This window comes from Acinetobacter sp. ANC_7634 (genome assembly GCF_056779875.1).
In genome coordinates this window covers 19,081-40,313 of the sequence record NZ_JBWYIT010000017.1, presented here as the reverse complement: position 1 = coordinate 40,313, position 21,233 = coordinate 19,081, and the positions used below count along the sequence as shown (strand labels likewise).

At 38.7% G+C, this 21,233-nt stretch carries 18 protein-coding genes and 1 pseudogene; 7 read left to right on the top strand and 12 right to left on the bottom strand.

The window, feature by feature from the left end; translation table 11 throughout:
• Positions 1-45: 45 nt before the first annotated feature.
• The 3 genes from AC1M9A_RS13920 to tyrS all read right to left on the bottom strand — a co-directional run bounded on the left by AC1M9A_RS13920 (position 46) and on the right by tyrS (position 4,272).
• Positions 46-768: an SDR family oxidoreductase gene (locus tag AC1M9A_RS13920; RefSeq protein WP_481610435.1), complete on the bottom strand. Its 723-nt coding sequence runs from the start codon at positions 766-768 to the stop codon at positions 46-48.
• Positions 769-950: 182 nt separating this feature from the next.
• On the bottom strand, positions 951-2,888 hold the full coding sequence (locus AC1M9A_RS13915) for an ATP-binding cassette domain-containing protein (RefSeq protein ID WP_481610434.1): 1,938 nt from the start codon (positions 2,886-2,888) through the stop codon (positions 951-953).
• Between the two features lie 151 nt (positions 2,889-3,039).
• Positions 3,040-4,272 carry a tyrosine--tRNA ligase gene (gene tyrS, locus AC1M9A_RS13910; protein ID WP_171076798.1) on the bottom strand — a complete coding sequence of 411 codons (1,233 nt, stop codon included), beginning with the start codon at positions 4,270-4,272 and terminating at the stop codon, positions 3,040-3,042.
• 63 nt (positions 4,273-4,335) lie between these two features.
• On the opposite strand from tyrS, the gene AC1M9A_RS13905 reads away from it, so the two are divergent.
• Positions 4,336-5,463, top strand: coding sequence for an anhydro-N-acetylmuramic acid kinase (locus AC1M9A_RS13905; protein ID WP_481610433.1), 1,128 nt, complete (start codon positions 4,336-4,338; stop codon positions 5,461-5,463).
• A gap of 47 nt (positions 5,464-5,510) precedes the next feature.
• On the opposite strand, the gene AC1M9A_RS13900 is transcribed toward AC1M9A_RS13905, so the two are convergent.
• Positions 5,511-5,813, bottom strand: coding sequence for a monooxygenase (locus tag AC1M9A_RS13900; RefSeq protein ID WP_481589586.1), 303 nt, complete (start codon positions 5,811-5,813; stop codon positions 5,511-5,513).
• 11 nt (positions 5,814-5,824) lie between these two features.
• Positions 5,825-6,559: a DsbA family protein gene (locus AC1M9A_RS13895; protein ID WP_481610432.1), complete on the bottom strand. Its 735-nt coding sequence runs from the start codon at positions 6,557-6,559 to the stop codon at positions 5,825-5,827.
• Between the two features lie 117 nt (positions 6,560-6,676).
• Between AC1M9A_RS13895 and AC1M9A_RS13890 the strand changes: the two genes are divergently transcribed.
• Entirely contained in the window at positions 6,677-7,591 is a 915-nt protein-coding gene (locus tag AC1M9A_RS13890) for a LysR family transcriptional regulator (RefSeq protein ID WP_481610431.1), read from the top strand.
• Positions 7,592-7,698: 107 nt separating this feature from the next.
• Positions 7,699-8,544 carry an alpha/beta fold hydrolase gene (locus AC1M9A_RS13885; RefSeq protein ID WP_481589589.1) on the top strand — a complete coding sequence of 282 codons (846 nt, stop codon included), beginning with the start codon at positions 7,699-7,701 and terminating at the stop codon, positions 8,542-8,544.
• A gap of 35 nt (positions 8,545-8,579) precedes the next feature.
• Here the strand turns inward: AC1M9A_RS13885 and erpA are convergent, their stop codons facing one another.
• The 7 genes from erpA to dnaA all read right to left on the bottom strand — a co-directional run bounded on the left by erpA (position 8,580) and on the right by dnaA (position 17,937).
• Entirely contained in the window at positions 8,580-8,915 is a 336-nt protein-coding gene (gene erpA / locus AC1M9A_RS13880; RefSeq protein ID WP_035268624.1) for an iron-sulfur cluster insertion protein ErpA, read from the bottom strand.
• Positions 8,916-9,058: 143 nt separating this feature from the next.
• The gene (locus AC1M9A_RS13875; RefSeq protein WP_035268621.1) at positions 9,059-10,063 is read right to left on the bottom strand and encodes a putative solute-binding protein; all 1,005 of its coding nucleotides are present in this window, start codon (positions 10,061-10,063) and stop codon (positions 9,059-9,061) included.
• 287 nt (positions 10,064-10,350) lie between these two features.
• On the bottom strand, positions 10,351-11,358 hold the full coding sequence (locus AC1M9A_RS13870; RefSeq protein WP_481610430.1) for a putative solute-binding protein: 1,008 nt from the start codon (positions 11,356-11,358) through the stop codon (positions 10,351-10,353).
• 307 nt (positions 11,359-11,665) lie between these two features.
• Positions 11,666-14,134 carry a DNA topoisomerase (ATP-hydrolyzing) subunit B gene (gene gyrB, locus AC1M9A_RS13865; RefSeq protein ID WP_035268615.1) on the bottom strand — a complete coding sequence of 823 codons (2,469 nt, stop codon included), beginning with the start codon at positions 14,132-14,134 and terminating at the stop codon, positions 11,666-11,668.
• 55 nt (positions 14,135-14,189) lie between these two features.
• A complete protein-coding gene (recF, locus tag AC1M9A_RS13860) occupies positions 14,190-15,272 on the bottom strand; it encodes a DNA replication/repair protein RecF (protein ID WP_035268612.1) in 1,083 nt (360 codons plus the stop codon).
• 29 nt (positions 15,273-15,301) lie between these two features.
• Positions 15,302-16,450: a DNA polymerase III subunit beta gene (gene dnaN, locus AC1M9A_RS13855; RefSeq protein WP_092768709.1), complete on the bottom strand. Its 1,149-nt coding sequence runs from the start codon at positions 16,448-16,450 to the stop codon at positions 15,302-15,304.
• Positions 16,451-16,554: 104 nt separating this feature from the next.
• Entirely contained in the window at positions 16,555-17,937 is a 1,383-nt protein-coding gene (dnaA, locus tag AC1M9A_RS13850) for a chromosomal replication initiator protein DnaA (protein ID WP_481610429.1), read from the bottom strand.
• A gap of 644 nt (positions 17,938-18,581) precedes the next feature.
• Here dnaA and rpmH point away from each other — a divergent pair.
• From rpmH to yidC, 4 genes and pseudogenes are all read left to right on the top strand, one after another.
• On the top strand, positions 18,582-18,716 hold the full coding sequence (rpmH, locus tag AC1M9A_RS13845) for a 50S ribosomal protein L34 (RefSeq protein WP_000831329.1): 135 nt from the start codon (positions 18,582-18,584) through the stop codon (positions 18,714-18,716).
• Positions 18,717-18,748: 32 nt separating this feature from the next.
• The gene (rnpA, locus tag AC1M9A_RS13840; protein ID WP_035268604.1) at positions 18,749-19,141 is read left to right on the top strand and encodes a ribonuclease P protein component; all 393 of its coding nucleotides are present in this window, start codon (positions 18,749-18,751) and stop codon (positions 19,139-19,141) included.
• Positions 19,142-19,150: 9 nt separating this feature from the next.
• Positions 19,151-19,472, top strand: a pseudogene (gene yidD / locus AC1M9A_RS13835) (membrane protein insertion efficiency factor YidD).
• A 5-nt stretch (positions 19,473-19,477) separates the two neighbouring features.
• On the top strand, positions 19,478-21,232 hold the full coding sequence (yidC, locus tag AC1M9A_RS13830) for a membrane protein insertase YidC (RefSeq protein ID WP_035268599.1): 1,755 nt from the start codon (positions 19,478-19,480) through the stop codon (positions 21,230-21,232).
• Position 21,233: the final 1 nt, after the last annotated feature.

Genomic DNA, 21,233 nt, shown 5'->3' with positions numbered 1-21,233 from the left:
AAAGCGCGGTTTTTTTATTTACATCTTTGAATTTTTAAATGATTATCAGATATTTGTATCTTGCATTGCAGGCATCATAATTTCTTTCACACAAGATGCTCTAGACGTATTAAGCACAAAATGAACGGCAGCAACTACATCAGACACAGGAATTAAAGATTCGTCTGTTTCTTCTAGGACAGATTCTATTGTTGTATCTAGATCAAAATCAGGTGCTAAATATCCAAGATTTAACACCGTAACGCCTATTCGATCCTTTCGTATCAACTCTCTTAAGGCATGGGAAATTCCACGTAATGCAAATTTGGTAGCTGAAAATACTATTTCTTTTCCATTGTGATTGTCTAAACCCCATGTTGAACCAATGAGGATCACTTTGGCATGATCTAATTTCTTTAAATTTTCCAAAATGGATTGTATAGATAAAATACAACTGGTGATATTTGTATTGATGATCGTTTGAATTTCTAATGCTGAGATTGATGAAAAATCATAGTCATGCGTAAAAGCATCTTGCTCCCAAACACCTACATTATAAATAAATACATCTAATGCTTTATCTCCAATTACGTCTTTAATTTTCTTGCATGCTTGGACAGGATAAGCTAAATCAGTTTGAATCCACTCAATCTGGCGTGGTAGTTGTGGGGTTGAGCGTGATATTCCATAGATTAAATCATCATCATTTGGAACTAAAGTAGCTAACGCTTTTCCTAGACCATAACTGATTCCATGAATTAAAAAAGTTTTATTGATTGATGATGGCACTGTCGTTTTTCCAATTTTGTTATTAGATTTCTTATGATCAAAACTCAAGTTAGCTTGAGGTCAAGTTGAATTAAAAACACAAATAAAATAAAAAAATTAAAATGACAGTTTTTATGACTATGACCAAAATAACGCCTATTTTAATAAAAAAGCCCAATCTACATTGGGCTTTTTATCACAAATTACTCATCAAACGAACTTTCTAACTCTTCAAGTTCCATCATCAGTTCAAGCATTTTTTCTTCTGCTTGTGCTAATTTTCCTTTAAGCTCACTTTGTTCATTCATTAATTTTAAAAGATCATCTTTCCGAGACGCATCATAAAGTGATGCCTCCCCTAAAGCATCCTCAATTTGAACTAAACGTGGTTGAATCTTTGCAATCTCAGCTTCCAATTTTTCGATATTTTTACGAATTGGGCGACTCATTTCACGGCGACGCGCAGCTTCTTTACGCTGTGCTTCTTTATCTACTTTAGAAACTACAGGCTTATCGATCACTTGAGATTTTACTGGCTCAGGTGCTTGCTGCCCTTGCTTCATCAACTCTGCACGTGCTTGACGTAACCAGTCTGCATAAGCGACCAGATCACCTTCAAACTCACGACATTTACCGTTATGCACTAGGAGTAATTCATCACAGACACTTGCAATTAATTGGCGTTCATGTGAGACCAACACCACTGCCCCTTCAAAGTCTTGTAGTGCCATAGTTAATGCATGACGCATATCCAAGTCTAAATGGTTGGTCGGTTCATCTAGAATTAAAACATTTGGACGCTGCCAGACAATCAAAGCCAATGCTAAACGTGCACGCTCCCCCCCAGAAAAGCTTTCACACGGTGTATCCATACGCTCACCAGAGAAGCCAAAACTTCCTAAGAATGCGCGTAAAGTCGCTTCACTGATCTTCTTATCTGCGATACGAGATAACTGCAACATTGGACTCGCATTACCATCTAATGCATCCATTTGATGTTGGGCGAAATAACCAATATTAAGTAATTCGGATGCTTTACGTTGACCTTGGATTAAAGATAAATCACCCACCAAAGATTTAATTAATGTGGACTTACCTGCACCATTCATACCCAGCAGACCGATACGGCTGGTTGGCGTGATTTGTAGCTTCACATTGGTCACAATCAGTTTGTCGCCATAACCAATATCAGCACTATCCAGTTGTAACAACGGAGAACTCATTTTGGTCGGTTCACGGAAGCTAAAGGTAAAAGGCGTATCGACATGCGCAGCAGAAAGCTCTTGCATTCGTTCGAGCTGTTTAATACGGCTTTGTGCCTGTTTTGCTTTGGTTGCCTTAGCTTTAAAACGATCAATATATTTTTGCAGATGTGCACGTAGCTCGAGCTGTTTCTCATAGGCTTGTTGTTGCTGAGCTAAACGTTCACTTCGGGTACGTTCAAATGTTGAATAGTTGCCGGTATAAAGCGTTAATTCTTGGTTTTCGATATGCAAAATATGGTCGGTAATGGCATCCAAGAAATCACGGTCATGCGAAATCAGTACCAATGTGCCTTCATATGCTTTCAACCAGTCTTCTAACCATAAAATAGCATCTAAATCTAAATGGTTCGTCGGTTCATCAAGTAAGAGTAAATCTGAACGACTCATCAAAGTACGCGCAAGATTTAAACGCATACGCCATCCACCAGAGAAACTTTTTACACTAAGTTCTGACTGATGTTCAAAGAAGCCTAGGCCAGCCATCAGTTGTGATGCTTTAGACGGCGCTGAATAGCCACTAATTTCATCAAAACGACCATATAAATTTGCCAAATCTTGATCAGACAATCCGTCAGGATGCTCAAGTTTGTGTTGGATATTCCAATACTCTTCATCACCGGATAGAACGAAATCAATCGCTTTCATATCCAGCGCTTTAATCTCTTGCGCCATATGCGCCACTGTCCAAACCGATGGTCGTGTCAATGAGCCACCATCTGATTCCATGCCCCCAAGTAAGGCTGAAAACAAAGTCGATTTTCCTGCACCATTGACACCTGTTAAACCAATCTTCCAACCAGGGTGAAGTTGCATAGACGCTTTTTCAAATAAAATGCGACCGCCGCGGCGAATGGTAAGTTGGTCTAACTGAATCATAGATATTCAAACAAATAAGTATTGGATGGCGCATTTTAATGGATTTCACCCAGAACAACCAAAAATTAATCCATCTTTCATCTTCATTTCATTCTTGACATAAAAAAGCCATCACTCAGGATGGCTTTTGAATCATTCAAAACTTAATGATTTAGTCAGTAAAAGTTACTTTAGCAATGGCCTTTTTACCTGCTTGAACAATCACTGTTTTGTTTTCGTTAATTGAGAATGATGCATCCACCACTTCCCAATCAACTTTTACGGCTCCACGTGAAACAGCATCTTTTGCTTGCGCTGCATTTTTGGTTAAACCTGCTGCACGAACAATAGAAGCAATAAACATTTCACCACCGAATTCACCACGTGAAATCGTCACTTCTGGCGTTCCTTCAGGAAGCTCACCCTCTGTGATGATATTCCCTGCACCTTTATGTGCATTCGCAGCAGCTTCGCTTCCATGGAAACGTTCCACTAACTCGAGCGCTAAGATACGTTTAATTTCTTGAGGGTTACGACCTTCGGCCATTTCTTTCAATAAGCCTTCGATCTCTTCCATTGACTTGAAGCTCAGCAGTTCGAAATATCGCTCAATTAAGCTGTCTGGCATTGAAAGTACTTTTTGGTACATCGCACCAGGTGCATCAAATACACCAATGTAGTTACCTAAAGATTTAGACATTTTGTTGACGCCATCTAAACCTTCAAGAATTGGTACAGTGATACACACTTGTGGCTCTTGATTATAACGACCTTGTAAAGTACGCCCCATCAGCAAGTTAAAGGTTTGATCTGTACCACCTAACTCAACATCTGCCTCAAGCGCGATAGAGTCATAGCCTTGCACCAATGGATACAAAAACTCGTGAATCGCAATCGGCTGTTGGTTGTTATAGCGTTTAGTAAAGTCATCACGTTCAAGCATACGTGCAACCGTTTGCTGTGAAGCCAATTGAATCAGGTCAGCAGCAGTTTTTTGAGCAAACCATTCTGAGTTAAACACCACCTTAGTTTTATTTGGATCAAGAATTTTGAACACTTGTTCCTGATAGGTTTTCGCGTTTTCTAAGACTTGCTCACGTGACAATGGTGGACGAGTTGCACTTTTACCTGTTGGGTCACCAATCATCGCAGTGTAATCACCAATCAAGAAGAATACTTCATGACCTAAGTCTTGGAACACTTTAAGCTTGTTAATTAATACCGTATGACCTAAGTGTAAGTCTGGTGCTGTAGGATCAAAACCCGCCTTAATTTTCAAAGGACGATTCAATTTTAATTTCTTCAGAAGATCTTCTTCTGAAATAATTTCATGTGTGCCTCGTTGAATGAGGGCAAGTTGTTCTTCAGCAGGCAGGAAATTTGACATCACAAAACCCAAATACATCTGTTGTTCAATTTGTGCGATATACTAACACTTTTTCAGCACAATGCAGGCTTAAGAATAATCATGACCACAATCTACATTGGTGTAATGACTGGCACGAGTATGGACGGCGTCGATTTTGTAGCCGCTTCTTTTGATCCATTACAGATCCATGCAACGCTGACATTAGCCTTTGATCCAGATTTACGTGATGAACTGATGGCACTTACTTTGCCAGACGATAATGAAATTGACCGCATGGGTAAAGCTGATGTCGCTTTAGCACAGATGATCGGTCATGGAATCAATCAACTTATACAAGAAAATAATCTCGATAGAACTCAAATAAAAGCCATTGGATCTCATGGTCAAACGATTCGTCATCGTCCCGAACATGGATTTACCCTTCAAATTGGTGATCCCAACATTATTACTGAAATCACTCAAATTCCTGTGGTATCAGATTTTAGACGCCGTGATATGGCTGCTGGTGGTCAAGGTGCACCTCTAGTGCCAGCATTCCATCAAGCCTTATTTCAGCATCCGACGATACACCGTGTGATCTTAAATCTCGGTGGAATTGCCAATGTCAGTATGTTACCTGCGGGTGATCCTAAAGGCGTATATGGTTTTGATACTGGACCAGCCAATATTTTGATGGATGCTTGGTGTGAACGTTACACAGGGCAGCCTTATGATGAAAATGGCAATTGGGCTGCTTATGGTACGCCTATTCGTGCTTTGCTTGATCGTTTGCAATCACATGACTTTTTCTCGAAAGAGCCGCCAAAAAGTACTGGTCGTGAAGACTTTAATTTGGAATGGTTGGATGAACAAATTGCGGATTGGCGTAGCGATGTTGAATACGCTGAACTTGAAGATACGCCTGAAAATGTTCAAGCAACGCTGATGAAACTTACGACACGTGCCATTAAAAAAGCCATTTATCGTTCCCCTATGGACACAGGTGAAGTTTATGTCTGTGGGGGGGGTGCATACAACTCACAATTATTAGAACAATTACGTTGGCGTTTACGTAAACATGAGTGGAGTGTTCAAACCACAGCAGATTTGGGATTAGCACCGACTTGGGTGGAGGCGACCGCTTTTGCGTGGTTGGCTATGCGATTTGTAAACCAACTTGCTGGTAATTTACCTGAAGTGACAGGAGCTCAAGGAGATCGAGTTTTAGGAACGATCACTGCGGTTTAAATGAAGAATCGATGTATCCACTATCCTGAGTTGATACATCGATTTACTTAAACAGGTGCAAAATTCAATTTTGAAAGTGGCGAGTTTACAGCAAAAATTCGATGTCTACATTCAGTAAAGCCATTTTCCCTTAAACGCTGAAGATGCATATTTAGATAATCCTCTGCATCTGCTTGGCTTTCAAATAAGTAAATTCCACCTGCTTCTTTGGACGCTTCATTTTCAGTCCAAATTTTCCAAATCAAGCCTTTCTCATTTGCTATTGAATCCGCGAGTGTTTTGAAACTTTCAAACATTTCATGCCCCCAAGGTCCATCATAGGGAAAATCAATTTGTAGAATAATCGCCATTCAACTTTTCCTTATATACGCGCATCTTTGATTAAGTCATCAATAGCTTGTGTTAATTTTTCCAATGCCACATGACCAGAGCCTATGATTTTGACATTGTCTCCATGACGTATCGCAAAACTTGGGAACCCTTTTATGCCCCAACTTCGATTAAGCTTGAACTCTTCATAGGTCGCTGTTTGGGTCTCAGGTAATTCAAACAACGTTGAGAATACGTCAAAATCTAGCTCAAATGTTTCACATATACTTCGATAATATTCAAGCTCGTTCGGATCTTCACCATCCACATAAAATTTATATTGGATTGCTGAAAAAAATGCCAAAAGTTTTTCATCATGATGATCATGGTCTTGCCAAAGTTGTCGAGCAACGTAAATAGCACGTGCTGAAGGCTCAGTATCATAATTAAAATGTGCTCTTTCTAACAATTTTTCAGTGAAAGGTTGTTGAGTCAGTCTCTGAATATTTTTCCATTCGGTGCGTAAAAAATTCTTGAAAGTATCAGTCCAAGCATCACCTCCACCAGGTCTTAAACCACCGCTAATCACTTGAAAGCCAACACCATGCTGAATTGCATATTCACGCGCTTGTTTAATGATATTTGAACTTCCCCAACACCATGAGCACATTGGGTCACCCACATAAATCAGGCTGAGGTCAGATGCTACATTGACCACTGCATTTTGGCCTTTTTCCAATTCGGCTACTGAACAAGTACCAATTTCTAAATCACAATTCATTGTCATTGCTATGTCCTCAATTTGCTAAATCAGATCATTTGCTACATCTGATCAATTGACTTAACTTAGCGGTTCTATAATGATGTGAATAGACAATAAAAATGAAAGGTGGTGTTCGATTTTATGAACAGCTTACCCTACTCAATCGATGACCTATATTGGTTCGTACTGATTGCAGATGCTGGAAGTTTATCCGCGGCAGCAAGACGTTATGATATTGCTAAATCCACGTTATCTAATCGACTTTCAAGACTTGAAGAATCCTTAAATATTAGATTATTAAATCGAAATACCAATTCAAGCTCACTAACTGAAGCTGGTAAGATTTTCTTAAAAGAAATCTCCCCCCTATTTCATCAGATTGAATCGCTGACGAACGACCTCACACAATTAGAAATACAACCCAAAGGTCGAATTCGAATAGCTGCTTCGGGAACTTTTGGAAAATTGGTGGTATTGCCTTTAATCTCTCAATTTTTAATTGAATATCCACACATTGATATTGAAATTGATTTGAATGACACTAAAGTTGATTTGATTTCTGGAGGATATGACTTAGCCATCAGACTTGGTGATTTAGCAGACTCTACACTCCATGCTCAAAAGGTTGGACAAGTTCGAAGAATTTTATGCGCCAGTCCAACCTATCAAATGCGTTGTGGCATTCCTGAACACCCAGAGCAACTGTGTGATCATCATTTTATCTCACATAACCGCGAGCTGTCCAAAATCAAACTTTTCAAAAACGGTACGATAAAAAAATTTAAAATTTATACACATCTGATGGTGACACCATCCGAACATGCTCTTGCTGCTGTAGAAGCACATTTAGGTATTGCCGCCGTTGCAGAAATCCAAGTGGCCCATCAATTAGTCAACTCAACGTTGATTCATATTTTACCTGAATGGTCTCTAATCCCTGAAGATGTCCACTTGGTTACTCCGAGCTTAAGCTATCGGACCTTAGCTTTGAGACTTTGCTTAACGTTCTTACAAAAACAAATCCCAATACAAATACACCGTTTAATCAACCCATAATATTGTCAGACAATGAACGACCTTCTTTCACCTAGAACTGACCCGTTCAGCCCTAGTTCTATCATCCAAATTTGATAAAGATATGTAAAGGAAAGAGGATATTGATTATGGAAAAACAACAACGAATCACTGAGTTTCAAAAAGGTAATCTTATTTTTGATGTAATAGATAGCGGTCCAATCGATGGCACTCCAATTGTGCTATTACATGGTTTTCCTGAAACATCAAAAATTTGGCAGCATAGTGCCGAAATACTAAACCAACATGGTTTTCGCACCTATGCGTTAAACCAACGTGGATATAGCTTAAGGGCTCAACCAAAGAAACGTGCAGATTATGCCATTCAACATTTAGCAGATGATGTAAATGTTTTACTCGACTTAATTGGAGAGCCTTCATATATCGTAGGACACGACTGGGGCGCAGTCGTTGCTTGGGAAGTTGCTCTACGTTATCCTAATAAAATTAAACATTTGACCGCGATCTCCGTCCCTCACAAAGCAGCATTTATGCGGGCTTTTTACAGCAGTACACAACTTTTTAAATCCTATTATATGGGACTATTTCAGCTTCCATGGATACCTGAGTTGCTCTTTAATAAAACACCTCAAATTGGCGAGGCTTTATTAAAAAATTCTGGAATGACAGTTGAACAATTAAATGACTTTAAACAAGAAATGATTATAGAAAAACGGCTCAGCCCATCACTCAATTGGTATCGAGGTTTACCTTTTAGCTCTAATAAAACGCTATTCAATAAAGTCAAAGTTCCCACTTTATTTATTTGGGGCAAAGATGACGTTGCAATTGATGCTAAAGGTGTTCAGTTCAATCAAAATTATGTTGAAGGTCCATATACGGAAATTCATTTAGAGGCGAATCATTGGATTCCAGTTCAAAATTATCATGAGCTGACTGATTTAATTCTGAAAGAACAGCAAAAATTATCATAAAAAAAGCCCGCTTAGCGGGCTTTTTTTACTGCATATTAAATAGAGAATGAAGATCCACAACCACATGTCGTTGTCGCATTAGGATTTTGCACGATAAAGCGTGATCCTTCCAAACCTTCAACATAATCCACAACTGAACCAACGAGATATTGATAACTCAGTGAGTCAACAAGCATCTTCACATCACCATTCACAAATTCAGCATCGTCTTCATTTTGAGATTCAGCAAAATTGAATCCGTAAGAAAAACCAGAGCAACCACCACCTGTCACATATACACGTAACATCAAATCTTGATTTCCTTCGCTCTCACGAAGTTGACGAACTTTATTCGCAGCATTGTCAGTCAGCTCAAGTGCTTGGGCAGTCATGATGGATTCCTCAAAAAATTAAATAGGCTTTGAAATTAAAAGACCATATATCAAGTATAACATACTCAATATATGGTCATAACTCGAACTTTAAAGTTTATTCAGAGTAAATTTATCGGATTTAAATGTAACGTCCTATGAACTTATTTGTAGTTCTCATCCTGCAAGCTACATTCGAAGTTTGTCGGTTCATTCTTACAACGGAACTGCCAAAGTAGTTTCATCATTTGTTTGTTGTAAACACCTTGTTTAGTAAGTGCAATACGAGATTCACGCATTAATTTTTGATAACCAGGTTTATCTCCAGCTGGAACATTCATCCAATATTTAGCCGGAATATCCGCTTTCATTTTGCCTAAAATTTGATTCGCACGTGGTAATTGTGTTTTCACCCAATCACGCGATTTCTGTCCGAAACCTTCAGGGAATTTATCATGACGAATGATGATATTACCGGTCACTTGAAGAATTGGATAATTCACAATTGCACCTTTCGTTCCTAGCCCTTTATGAAGTTCTAAAGGACGGAATACCGCTGCTGGTGCACCAATAATATCAACTTGGCCATTATTGAATTTACTCCCAAAATTAGTGACATCAGAACTCACTGCTTGCGCACCAATTTGCTGTACCATAATTTTTTGTGCCTGATCATAATCAAGTACGGCGATCTTTTTACCCGCAGCTTTAGCAACCGTATTAATACTACGATCACGCACCATTAAATAAGCATCGCCAACAGGAATCACTCCTGCAACTTCATAGTTGCCATTTTTCATATGCTTTGCAAAGGTTGGACTTGCTAAACCTTGCATAACTTTGACAGCTAAATTGAGATTAGTAATCGCACCAATGGCATCTAAAGAGCCAGTGAAATTATTAAACTGACGACCGCGCATCCCTGTGATACTGACACCGTCACATTTACCTGCTTTGAAATCTTCAGCAATTACGCCTTCATTTTGTCCGACTTTAAGCTCAATATCAGCTCCCCACTGCTTAGCAGCAAGTTGATAATCTTTCATTAACGCATAGACATCGCCGTTTTTCCCGACGAGATCAAACACGCAGACGACTTGCTTTGCTTGTGAAGCCGTTGCAGCAGTCATTAAACCTGCTGATAATAATAATGTTTTGGTTAAATTCATTTTATTGTTTCCTATTCCTTCTTTCTTATAGTCTCGAATATCCCATATCGAACACCTTAAACTTCAGTGTCAGTGTGTTGAACTAAAATGAGATTACACGATCCAATTGTGTAGATACTGATCCTGAGATGCTGTATGTATATGGTTTTTAGATACAGATCATTTAAATACTACTTATTGTGATTAAAGCATACTTTTTTCTTATAAATGTGCATTGGCGAAAATGACATAAAATGAATAAAAAAAATCCTAGACCAGGTCTAGGATTTTTTCTTTAGAAATCAGAATTATTCACCACCAAGTGAACATTCGAAGTTGGATTTATCGACAGAGCAACGTGCTTTCTTAAGAACAGACATCATCTCTTTGTCATAAATACCTTGTTTAGTGAGATCCATACGACCATCACGAAGTAGTTTTTGATATTTCAGCTTTTCTTCAGCTGAGAATTGCATTTTGTACTTAGCAGGAATTTCACCCTCTAAACGCTTGATCATTGCGTAGCTTTTCGGCAAGTTTTTAACAAACCAATCACGTGATTTTTGACCAAACCCTTCAGGGAATTTTTCAGGCTTCATCACAAAGTTTGCTGTAATGTGTACCACAGGGAAATCAAACATTGCCCCTGTATTGCCTAAACCTTTATAAATTTCAAGAGGCTTATAGGCATATGCTGGTGCACCCACCATATCCACCTGACCATTATTGAACTTCGCAACAAAGTTCGAAACATCAGATCCTACTGCTTGAGCACCGACACGTTGCACCATAATTTTTTGTGCTGGATCATAGCTTAATACTGCGAATTTCTTACCAGCAGCTTTTTCGATTGAATCAATTTTTTTATCACGCACGAAAATATATGCTGCCCCTAGTGGTGCAATACCAGCAACTTCATATTTTTTCCCACCGAGATTTGTGACCATCTTTGCAGCATTACGTTTGTCTAAAGCAAAAGTAATCGCACGTTGTGCAATTGCATTTGATGGTGCGCCACCTAAAGAGTCAATCGAACCCACAAACTTGTTATATTGACGAGCACGCATCGCTGTTAAGAAAACAGCATCACACTTACCTGCTTTAAAATCATTATCGGCTACAGCCTCATCTTGACGTGGAATCAGATTGATATCTGCACCCCAGCCCTTTGCTGCCAATGCCCATTCTTGAGCCATTTGAAACGATTCACCAGACTTACCGAGTAAATCAAATACACACACATCAACCTTTGCTTGAGCAGTTGAAACCATACCCATGGTTGAAGCCGCCAATAAAGCCAGAGTTGTTTTTTTCATTCTTAGTTCCTTTTAAGCATTTAAATGGATTCTTTTCCATGACAAAAATTTTAATCACTCTCTATTTAAAAAAATAGAGCTATTGCTCTATTTTTTATTATCTAATTATAAATTATTGAATTTTATAGTTTTAATTATTTATTAATTTCGTAAATGCTTATTTAATTATCTTTATATTTCATATAATAAATAAAATATGTGACTTCAAGCACATCATTTTATTGAAATTAATTCCAAAAAAATGACTTAAGATTTTAGATTGATACAAAAAAAGCACTCCTAAGAGTGCTTTTTTTAACTTATTGCATTAAGCATCAATATCTGCATTCAATGCATTCTCTTCAATAAATGCACGACGTGGTTCAACATCATCACCCATGAGACAAGAGAACATGCGATCTGCTTCAATTGCATCATCAATTGTCACTTGAAGCATATTACGATTTTCAGGATCCATCGTGGTTTCCCAAAGCTGCTCTGCATTCATCTCGCCCAAGCCTTTATAGCGTTGGATCATCATGCCACGGCGTGAATCTGCCAATACTTGTTGCCATACTTGATGGAAGTTAGCAACATTGACTTTACGCTCACCTTTTTGCAAATAAGCCCCGTCTTCAAGTAACGTAAACCAACTCTTTGAGTTTTGAAGTAAACGTTTATATTCACCTGAACCCAATAAACCAGCATCTAATAAATAGTGATGAGGAAGGTTGTGTACATACACTGTTAAACGTGGCCAATAATGTGTTTCACGTGAACCATCTGCGAGTTCTTTTTCGAATGCTTCGAGCGTGAATTCAGGTCTTAAGCTTGGCTGTTGTGTTTCAATTGCTTGACGCAATTGCTCAGCCCAAGACGTCACATAAGCTTCATCTTGATTTTGATCTAATTTAAATGCATCTAAACCAAGTAAAGCATCTAACAAAGTTGCAGGATAACGAATCGTTAATCGCTGTAAGCTTTTTTGTGATGTCTGATAATCAGCAATGACTTTTGCAAGCGCTTCACCACGAATCGCAGGTGCGTCAGCACTGATATGTAATGCCAACTCATCAATTGCATTAGAAATTAAATATGTTTCAAGCGCATCATTATCTTTAATATACTGCTCTTGCTTACCTTTCTTTAATTTATAAAGTGGTGGCTGAGCAATATAAATATGACCACGTTCCACTAATTCCGGCATTTGACGGAAGAAGAACGTTAATAACAGCGTACGAATATGTGAACCATCCACGTCCGCATCGGTCATAATAATAATTTTGTGGTAACGTAATTTGTCTGGATTATATTCTTCACGACCGATACCACAACCTAATGCTGTAATCAGTGTTCCGACCTCAGCAGAAGAAATCATCTTGTCAAAACGAGCACGTTCCACGTTTAAGATTTTACCTTTGAGCGGTAAAATCGCTTGCATTTTACGGTTACGACCTTGTTTCGCTGAACCACCTGCTGAATCACCCTCGACAAGATATAGTTCAGATAAAGCTGGATCTTTTTCTTGACAGTCCGCCAATTTACCAGGAAGACCTGCTATATCAAGCGCACTCTTACGGCGAGTCATTTCACGTGCTTTACGCGCCGCATCGCGTGCACGTGCGGCATCAATAATTTTACCCGCAATTGATTTAGCTGCAGCTGGATTTTCAAGAAGATACTCTGAAAAAGCTTTATTCATTGCTTGTTCAACAGCAGGTTTTACCTCGCTCGATACCAATTTTTCTTTGGTTTGAGAAGAGAATTTTGGATCAGGAACTTTCACTGAAACAATTGCTGTTAAACCTTCACGTGCATCATCACCAGAAACTGCAACCTTCTCTTTTTTGAGTAAGTTTTCGTTTTCCATGTAGTTATTAAGGCCACGAGTTAAAGCAGCTCGGAAACCAGCTAAGTGAGTACCACCATCTTTTTGAGGAATGTTATTGGTAAAGCAACGTACGTTTTCTTGGTACGTATCATTCCATTGCAATGCAACTTCAACACCAATGCCATTATCAGCTTGCGTGGTAAAGTGAAAAATATCGTTAAGATGCGTTTTTCCTTCGTTAATGTATTTAACGAATTCTGATAAACCACCCTCATAATCAAATACATGTTCTAAACCAACACGTTCGTCACGTAGAACAATTCGGACACCCGCATTTAAAAATGACAGTTCACGTAAACGACGAGCTAAAATATCGACATTGAAAATGGTCTGACTGAATGTTTCAGCACTTGGATAAAAACGTACACGAGTACCTGAACGATCTGTATCGCCCACCACCTTTAAAGGGTATTGAGGGTCACCATGGCGGTATTCTTGTTCATGAATTTTACCAGCACGATGAATTGTGAGTTCCAGTTTACTAGACAAAGCGTTTACAACTGAAACACCTACACCGTGTAAGCCACCAGAAACCTTATAGCTGTTGTCATCAAACTTACCACCCGCATGAAGAATCGTTAAGATGACTTCAGCAGCAGATACACCTTCTTCAGGGTGAATATCTGTGGGAATACCACGACCGTTATCTGCGACAGAAACAGATTCGTCTTCGTGAATGGTAACCAGAATTTCATCACAGTGACCAGCAAGGGCTTCATCAATCGAGTTGTCCACCACTTCAAACACCATATGGTGTAAACCAGTACCATCATCCGTATCACCAATATACATGCCTGGACGCTTACGTACTGCATCTAAACCACGTAATACCTTGATGCTAGAGGAATCATAAGCCTTTTCAATGGTTTGTTCTGTTTGAGAAGCAGCTTGATCTTCTGAACTCATGGTTACTCCCTAGTGAAAAAAAGGTCTATCCAAAGATGGAGAAAACTTCAAAAAATTATTGCACAACAACTTGAACAGAACCGTTTTCAACATTGAATAATTGATAGGAAATAGACAAATCATGTAAATGCTTTTGTACAGATTCATGGTCTAAAGTGGTAATGAAAACTTGACTACCAAGTTGGCTCAATCGCTCAATTAAACGTTGTTGTGCGGTTATATCTAATTCTGCTGTCACATCATCTAATAATACCACAGTTTCCTTATTAGACGCATGCAACATTGCGATCTGTGACAATTTTAAAGCCATGATTAATAATTTTTTTTGCCCCCGTGACAGTACGGCATCTGCATCTCCTGTTGGGGTTTTTAACTTTAAATCTGCACGGTGTGGACCATATTCTGTATAGCGTCTTTCGCAGTCTTTTTGATGATACAAAATCAAGTCTTCAGCCAAGCCATGTTCCACATGAAAGCCTGCTGCATACTCCATATGGATCTCGATATCTGGTAATAGTGTTTTAAGATCTTGCTGAAAAAATATCTGCCACTGTTCAACAATAGCCTGACGTTGTAAATGTAATATTTCACCGTACTCACTAAGCATTTTGTTCCATGCTTCTAAATCTTGCACCGTCAGATTACGTTTTGATTTTAATAAGCTATTTCGTTGTTTTAATGCTCTAGAATAAAATTGCCATGCATAGTAAAAATCTGGTTCCACGTGAAACATTAACCAATCAAGCAATTGTCGTCTTGGTTTAGCTCCGTGATCAATAATATCTGTACTCAGAGGGTCAATAAGCTGTAATGGTAAAATTTTGGCTAGCTGTCCTTGCGTGGCAATACTATCCCCATTCACTTTAATATTTTGCTCACCTGTAATGAGCTTTTGCATACCAATCTTTTCAGTAGCAGACTGTGCAAATACAATCGCATCCTGCATTTGATTTTGAATGTAATGTTTAGGAATATGTGTACGAAAAGATCGACCAGTGGCCAATAAGTGAATTGCTTCTAATATAGACGTTTTTCCTGAACCATTTTGTCCATAAAAAACATTAAACGGTTGCAACTCTTGGAGTGCAACCGCTTTTAAATTTCTCACACGCTGGATATTTAAACGCGTAATGAACATGACCAGATTAAACTAAATCAAAAACAACATTAAACACGCATCGGCATGACGACATAAGTTTGATCTTGATGAGCAGGATCTTGAACCAATACAGATTGGTTTGCCTCAGTCATTGTCATTAATACATCATCACCATCCAACACATTCAATACATCCAAAATGTATTGTGCGTTGAATGACATTTCCATAGGTGCATTATTGTATTGAATCGCAAGATCTTCAACTGCCTCATCTTGCTCAGGGTTATTGGCACGAAGTTGCAGTGAATCTGGATTGAAGTTTAAAAATACACCACGTAATTTTTCGTTACTCAGAATAGCAACTCGCTGTAATGATTGTTTGAAAATATCATGTGCAATCGTAACTGTTTTATCACCGCCACGAGGAATAACACGTCGATAATCAGGGAATTTACCATCAATTAATTTTGTAGTAATACGAACAGTAATATCACCCTGCTCTTTATCACGGCTTGGAATTGTCAAAGTAACATTCAGCAGTTCACGACCAATTAACAACGAGAGTTGATTATCTTCGATACTCAATAGACGCTGTAATTCACCGACCGCTTTACGAGGCACAATTGCTTGCACTAACTGCGAAGCATTCGAACTGGCCAATGTTTCACAAAGAGCAAGACGATGTCCATCTGTCGTCACTGCACGAAGCTGATTTTCATCAATTTCCAGTAAAGTGCCTGTAAGATAAAAACGGACATCCTGAACAGCCATCGCAAAAGAGGTTTTTTCAAATAATCGTTTTAGTTCACGTTCAGTCACCTGAACTTGAGTCCCTTGGCTATTTTCAGTCGTTAATAAAGGGTAATCCTCAGCAGATAATGTTCCTAATACAAAGCGGCTATTACCAGATTTCAAAATACAACGCTGGTCTTCTGTGATTTGTAAATCAATAAGTGCTGCTGTCGGCAAAGATTTACAGATATCCATCAATTTACGTGCCGGTACTGTGGTTTGACCTGCTTGTAAACATGCTCCCTCTACAAGCGTTGTACTCGCAACAAGTTCAACTTCAAGATCGGAACCTGTAATCGTCAGTGCATCTTGAGTAACCTGAACTTTGACGTTTGAAAGAATATTTAACGTATGGCGACGTTCTACAGCACCTACAACATGAGACAAAACATTGAGTAAGCTTTCTTTCGCGATCTTCAAACGCACGATGGATTTCCTCTAAAACAGTATATCGACGACAGACTAAAACACTTTAATCATGTACTATGCGGCAGAATATGCCGCATTGCAAGAATAGAATTTAAACAGATTTAGCTTTGTAATAAGCGCATTAAATTTTTGTAATCTTCATTAAAGATAGGATCTTCAGCACACAAACTCTGCACTTTTTCACAGGCATGCATGACTGTACTGTGATCACGACCACCAAATGCCATGCCAATTTCAGGAAAACTATCGCCCGTTAATTCACGCGCAAGCCCCATTGCTAACTGACGTGGTCGAGCATAAATACGAGTTCGTTTAGGTCCAACCAGCTCTTTCAATGGGATACGAAAATATTCACTGACTACACGCTGAATATTTTCGGTGCTAATAGTACGAGCACGAATCGCAAGAACATCTTTCAGTGATTCTCGCACCACATCTAAGTCGATTGGTGTCCCTTTAAAACGAGAAATCGCGACGACTTTATTTAATGCACCTTCAAGTTCACGTACGTTTGCCACAACCTGCTGTGCAATAAAGAGCGCACAGTTACGAGGCAAATCGATACCATTACTTTCAGCTTTTTTAAGTAAAATCTCAATTCGAGTTTCAATATCAGGCGGTTCTACCCCTACCGATAATCCCCATGAAAAGCGAGATACCAAACGAGGATCTAACTCGGTCAACTCTTTAGGATAGCGATCTGAGGTTAAAATAATTTGTTTAGATTCATCTAATAAGGCATTAAACGTGTAAAAAAACTCAACCAAGCTGGCTTCTTTACCTGCAAGTAAATGGATATCATCCACTAAAAGTAAGTCTAGTGAACGGCAATTCTTTTTAAATTCTTCGACTTTACCTTGTTGAAGGGAACTCACAAAATCCTGAACAAAACTTTCAGCAGTCATGTACATCACACGAGCATTTGGTTTAGCTTGTAATAAAGCATTACCCACTGCTTGCATCAAGTGGGTCTTACCTAAACCAGTCGGACCGTATAAAAATAACGGGTTATGTTGAGGTTCGCCTAACTGAGTTAACACTTTACGGCAAGTTTCTGCCGCCATCTGATTTGAACGCCCTTCGACGAACAATGCAAAATTAAACAGAGGATTTAATAATCGTTTTTTTGATGTTTTTGCATTTTGCTGCTCATTGCTTTCTTTTTTTGCTCTGACTACAGGTGCTGCTGAAGACTCAAGCGCTGCAGTTGTTGTCGCTGGTTGCTCTGAAGCAGATAAAATCGCGCCTGGTCGTGAGTCGACTAAAATTTCAACTTTACAAACACGTCCTTCAGACATTTGTTCTGCAAGAATGCTAATTAATTCTAAATGATGTTCTTGAATATAGCGTGTCCAGTAAGGATTAGGTGCATAAAGCTTTAAAACACCATCTACCTCTTCGGCAACCAATGGACGTATCCACATTGCAAAGACATTATCTGAGAGCTCTTGTCGCAAGCGATTTAAGCAGTCTGTCCACAGCATGTGAAACCCCTCATTCCATTTAAATTTAAAAACAACCCCATGAGATTGGGGAGGCAATCATACCCAAGTTATCCACATATGTCATGAGTAATTTTGAACTTTAACCACAAATAATCAAATTTAAAAGTCTAAATTTAAATTTAAAACAGGGTGTGGATAAGGTTTTCCACAAACTGTGGATAAATAAAAAGAATAACTTATCCACAATCTATAAAAAATATGAAAACATAGTTATCAACAACCTAAGTATATATATTTTAAAAAAAATAATGCCTTATCCATAGAAAATTACAACCCTAATAATAATAAATTTAAATTTATAAATTTGAATTTATTTAATAAGCTTCGGTTTTCTGTGGATAATCATTCCTTGTGTTTAAATTTAAATTCAAATTTAAAAATCAGCCATAATTGAATTTCATTTTGTGTATAAGTTTATGGATATTTCTGTGGTTAACTTAAATACTATAATAAAAACATATATTTATTTTGTGTATAAATAGATTATTTAACAAATTTGTATCTTTCTCAGAGTCAAGCAACTTTCATCAAAAGTGTTACACAATACTGTTTAATATTGACAGAACAAACAATGCACAATACAATCGCGAACCTTTATAGAACACCAACTTTGGAGTTTCGATATGAAACGTACTTTCCAACCATCTGAATTAAAGCGTAAACGCGTTCATGGTTTCCGTGCTCGTATGGCGACTAAAGCTGGCCGTCAAGTATTAGCTCGTCGTCGTGCAAAAGGTCGTCACAGCTTAACTGTTTAATACCAGTTTAGTTTATCGACGATTTGGGTGTTATGACACTTTATAGTTTCAGTCCAGAGGTGAGAATCCGCTGTGCTGCAGATTACAAAGGTGTATTTGATGGTGCGCTTTTTAAAGTGCATCAACCCCATTTCTTATTTTTAGCTACACCGACTAAACAGCCTAAAAGCCGTTTAGGTATTGTTGTTGCTAAAAAGAAAGTGCGCCGTGCACATGAAAGAAATCGAATAAAACGTATTGCTCGCGAAAGTTTTCGCTTAAATCAGCAAGATATAGATTTATTGGATATTGTGGTCATGCCTAAGGTAGGTATTGAGTCAATTCCGAATGCTGAATTGCATAAGCAATTACAATTTGCATGGCAGAAGCTACAGCGTCTTGTAAAAAAACATCATAAAATATCAGTTCCCTCTCCTCAAAGTTAGAGGTGGCCAATGGTCCGTATATTGCATTGGTTGATTCGTTTCTATCAAATTGCGATTAGTCCGCTCCTTGGACCTCGTTGCCGTTATTTCCCAACTTGTTCTCAATACTCGTTAGAAGCTATTCATATACATGGCCCGATTAAAGGTGCCTGGTATGCAACGCGACGGATTTGTCGTTGCCATCCGTGGGGTGGAAGTGGATATGATCCTGTTCCCAAAAAAGCAATTCGTTTTATTTCATTTCAGCAAATAGATTCTCAAATGACTCACGTTACTGTACCCTTGCGTGAGCGTTTATTGAACCAAAAATCACTCTAACCAATTGGGGTAATCGATATGCAACAATGGGCCAGGTTTGCAATTCTCGGGGCCATGTTTGTCACCGCATATTTGCTTATTCTTGCTTGGCAAAAAGACTATGGTCAAACTGAAACAACTGCTGCGACAGCACCTGCTGCCGTCGTTGCCCAAGATGTTTCTGCTGATCTGCCAACGAGCCAAACGACAGCGGGTTTAACTGATATACCGCAAGCAAATATTGCAGCTGAACAACAAGACACAACTACACCTGCAACAGCAAATCAACAATTAGTTGCTGTTCAAACTGATTTATATCATCTTTGGATTAACCCTAAAGGTGGTGACATTGTCCGTGTTGAACTACTCAATCATGATAAAAGTAAAAATAGTGAACAACCGTTCGTTATGCTTGAAAATGATGAGAAACGTACTTATGTCGCTCAATCAGGTTTAATTGGTTTAAATGGACCTGACAGTAGCCGTAGTGGACGTCCAACATTTGAGTTTGAAAAGTCGACTTATACTTTAGCTGATGCTCAAGCAACCACCAATAAAGATGGTGAAGCTGAGAAAGTGTTAAAAGTACCAATGGTATTAAAAACGGCTGATGGTGTTGAAATCATCAAAACGTTCACTTTCCAAGAAGGTGCATATCCAGTTAACGTAAGTTATCAAGTGATTAACCGTAGTCAGCAAAACTGGCAAGGTCAAATGTTTGGTCAGATCAAACGTGACAATTCTGAAGATCCAGGTAAAACTGATCAAGGAATCTTTACGCTGGGCACTTATTTAGGTGGTGCTTGGGGTACACCTGATGAGCACTATAACAAATTAAAATTTGATAATTTTAATGAAGAAAAGTTAAGTGTTGAGGCTCAAGGTGGTTGGGTTGCAATGGTTCAGCATTACTTTGTAAGTGCTTGGGTGCCTGGTAACTTCGGTAACCAGCCGTATTCTGCAAAAATGGAGTCACGTAAATCTGCTGATGGTATGAATATCATTGGCTTTACTTCGCCTACCATTAATGTACCAGCTGGCAAAACAATGACTGTTGATGCAACATTCTACTCAGGTCCAAAAATTCAATCTGAATTAAAAGACTTGGCAACTGGTTTAAATCAAACGGTTGATTATGGTTGGTTATGGCCAATTGCGAAATTGCTATTTTTAGGTTTGCAATTCTTCCATGGCATTGTTGGAAACTGGGGTTGGTCAATTATTCTATTGACAATTCTTGTGAAACTTATTCTTTGGCCTCTTTCATCTAAGAGCTATCGCTCTATGGCAAAAATGCGTGTGATTGCACCAGAAATGCAACGCATGAAAGAAGAGTTCGGCGAAGACCGTATGCGTTTCTCACAAGAAATGATGGCACTTTATAAGCGTGAACAAGTCAATCCATTATCTGGTTGTTTACCTTTACTTCTTCAAATGCCAATTTTCTTGGCTTTATATTGGGTGCTCATGGAGTCTGTTGAGTTACGCCACGCTCCTTGGTTAGGTTGGATTCAAGATTTATCTGCAATGGACCCATGGTTTATCCTACCATTGTTGATGGGTGTGACGATGTATGTTCAACAAATGCTGAACCCACAGCCGACAGATCCAATGCAAGCAAAAGTCTTTAAGTTTATGCCGATTATTTTCACGGTATTCTTATTGTTCTTCCCTGCTGGACTTGTGCTTTACTGGATTGTCAACAACTTGATCACGATTCTTCAGCAAGGTCTGATCAATAAGAGTGTTGAGAAAGCTCGCTTAGCAAAAGAAGATACAGCATCTACGAACTAAG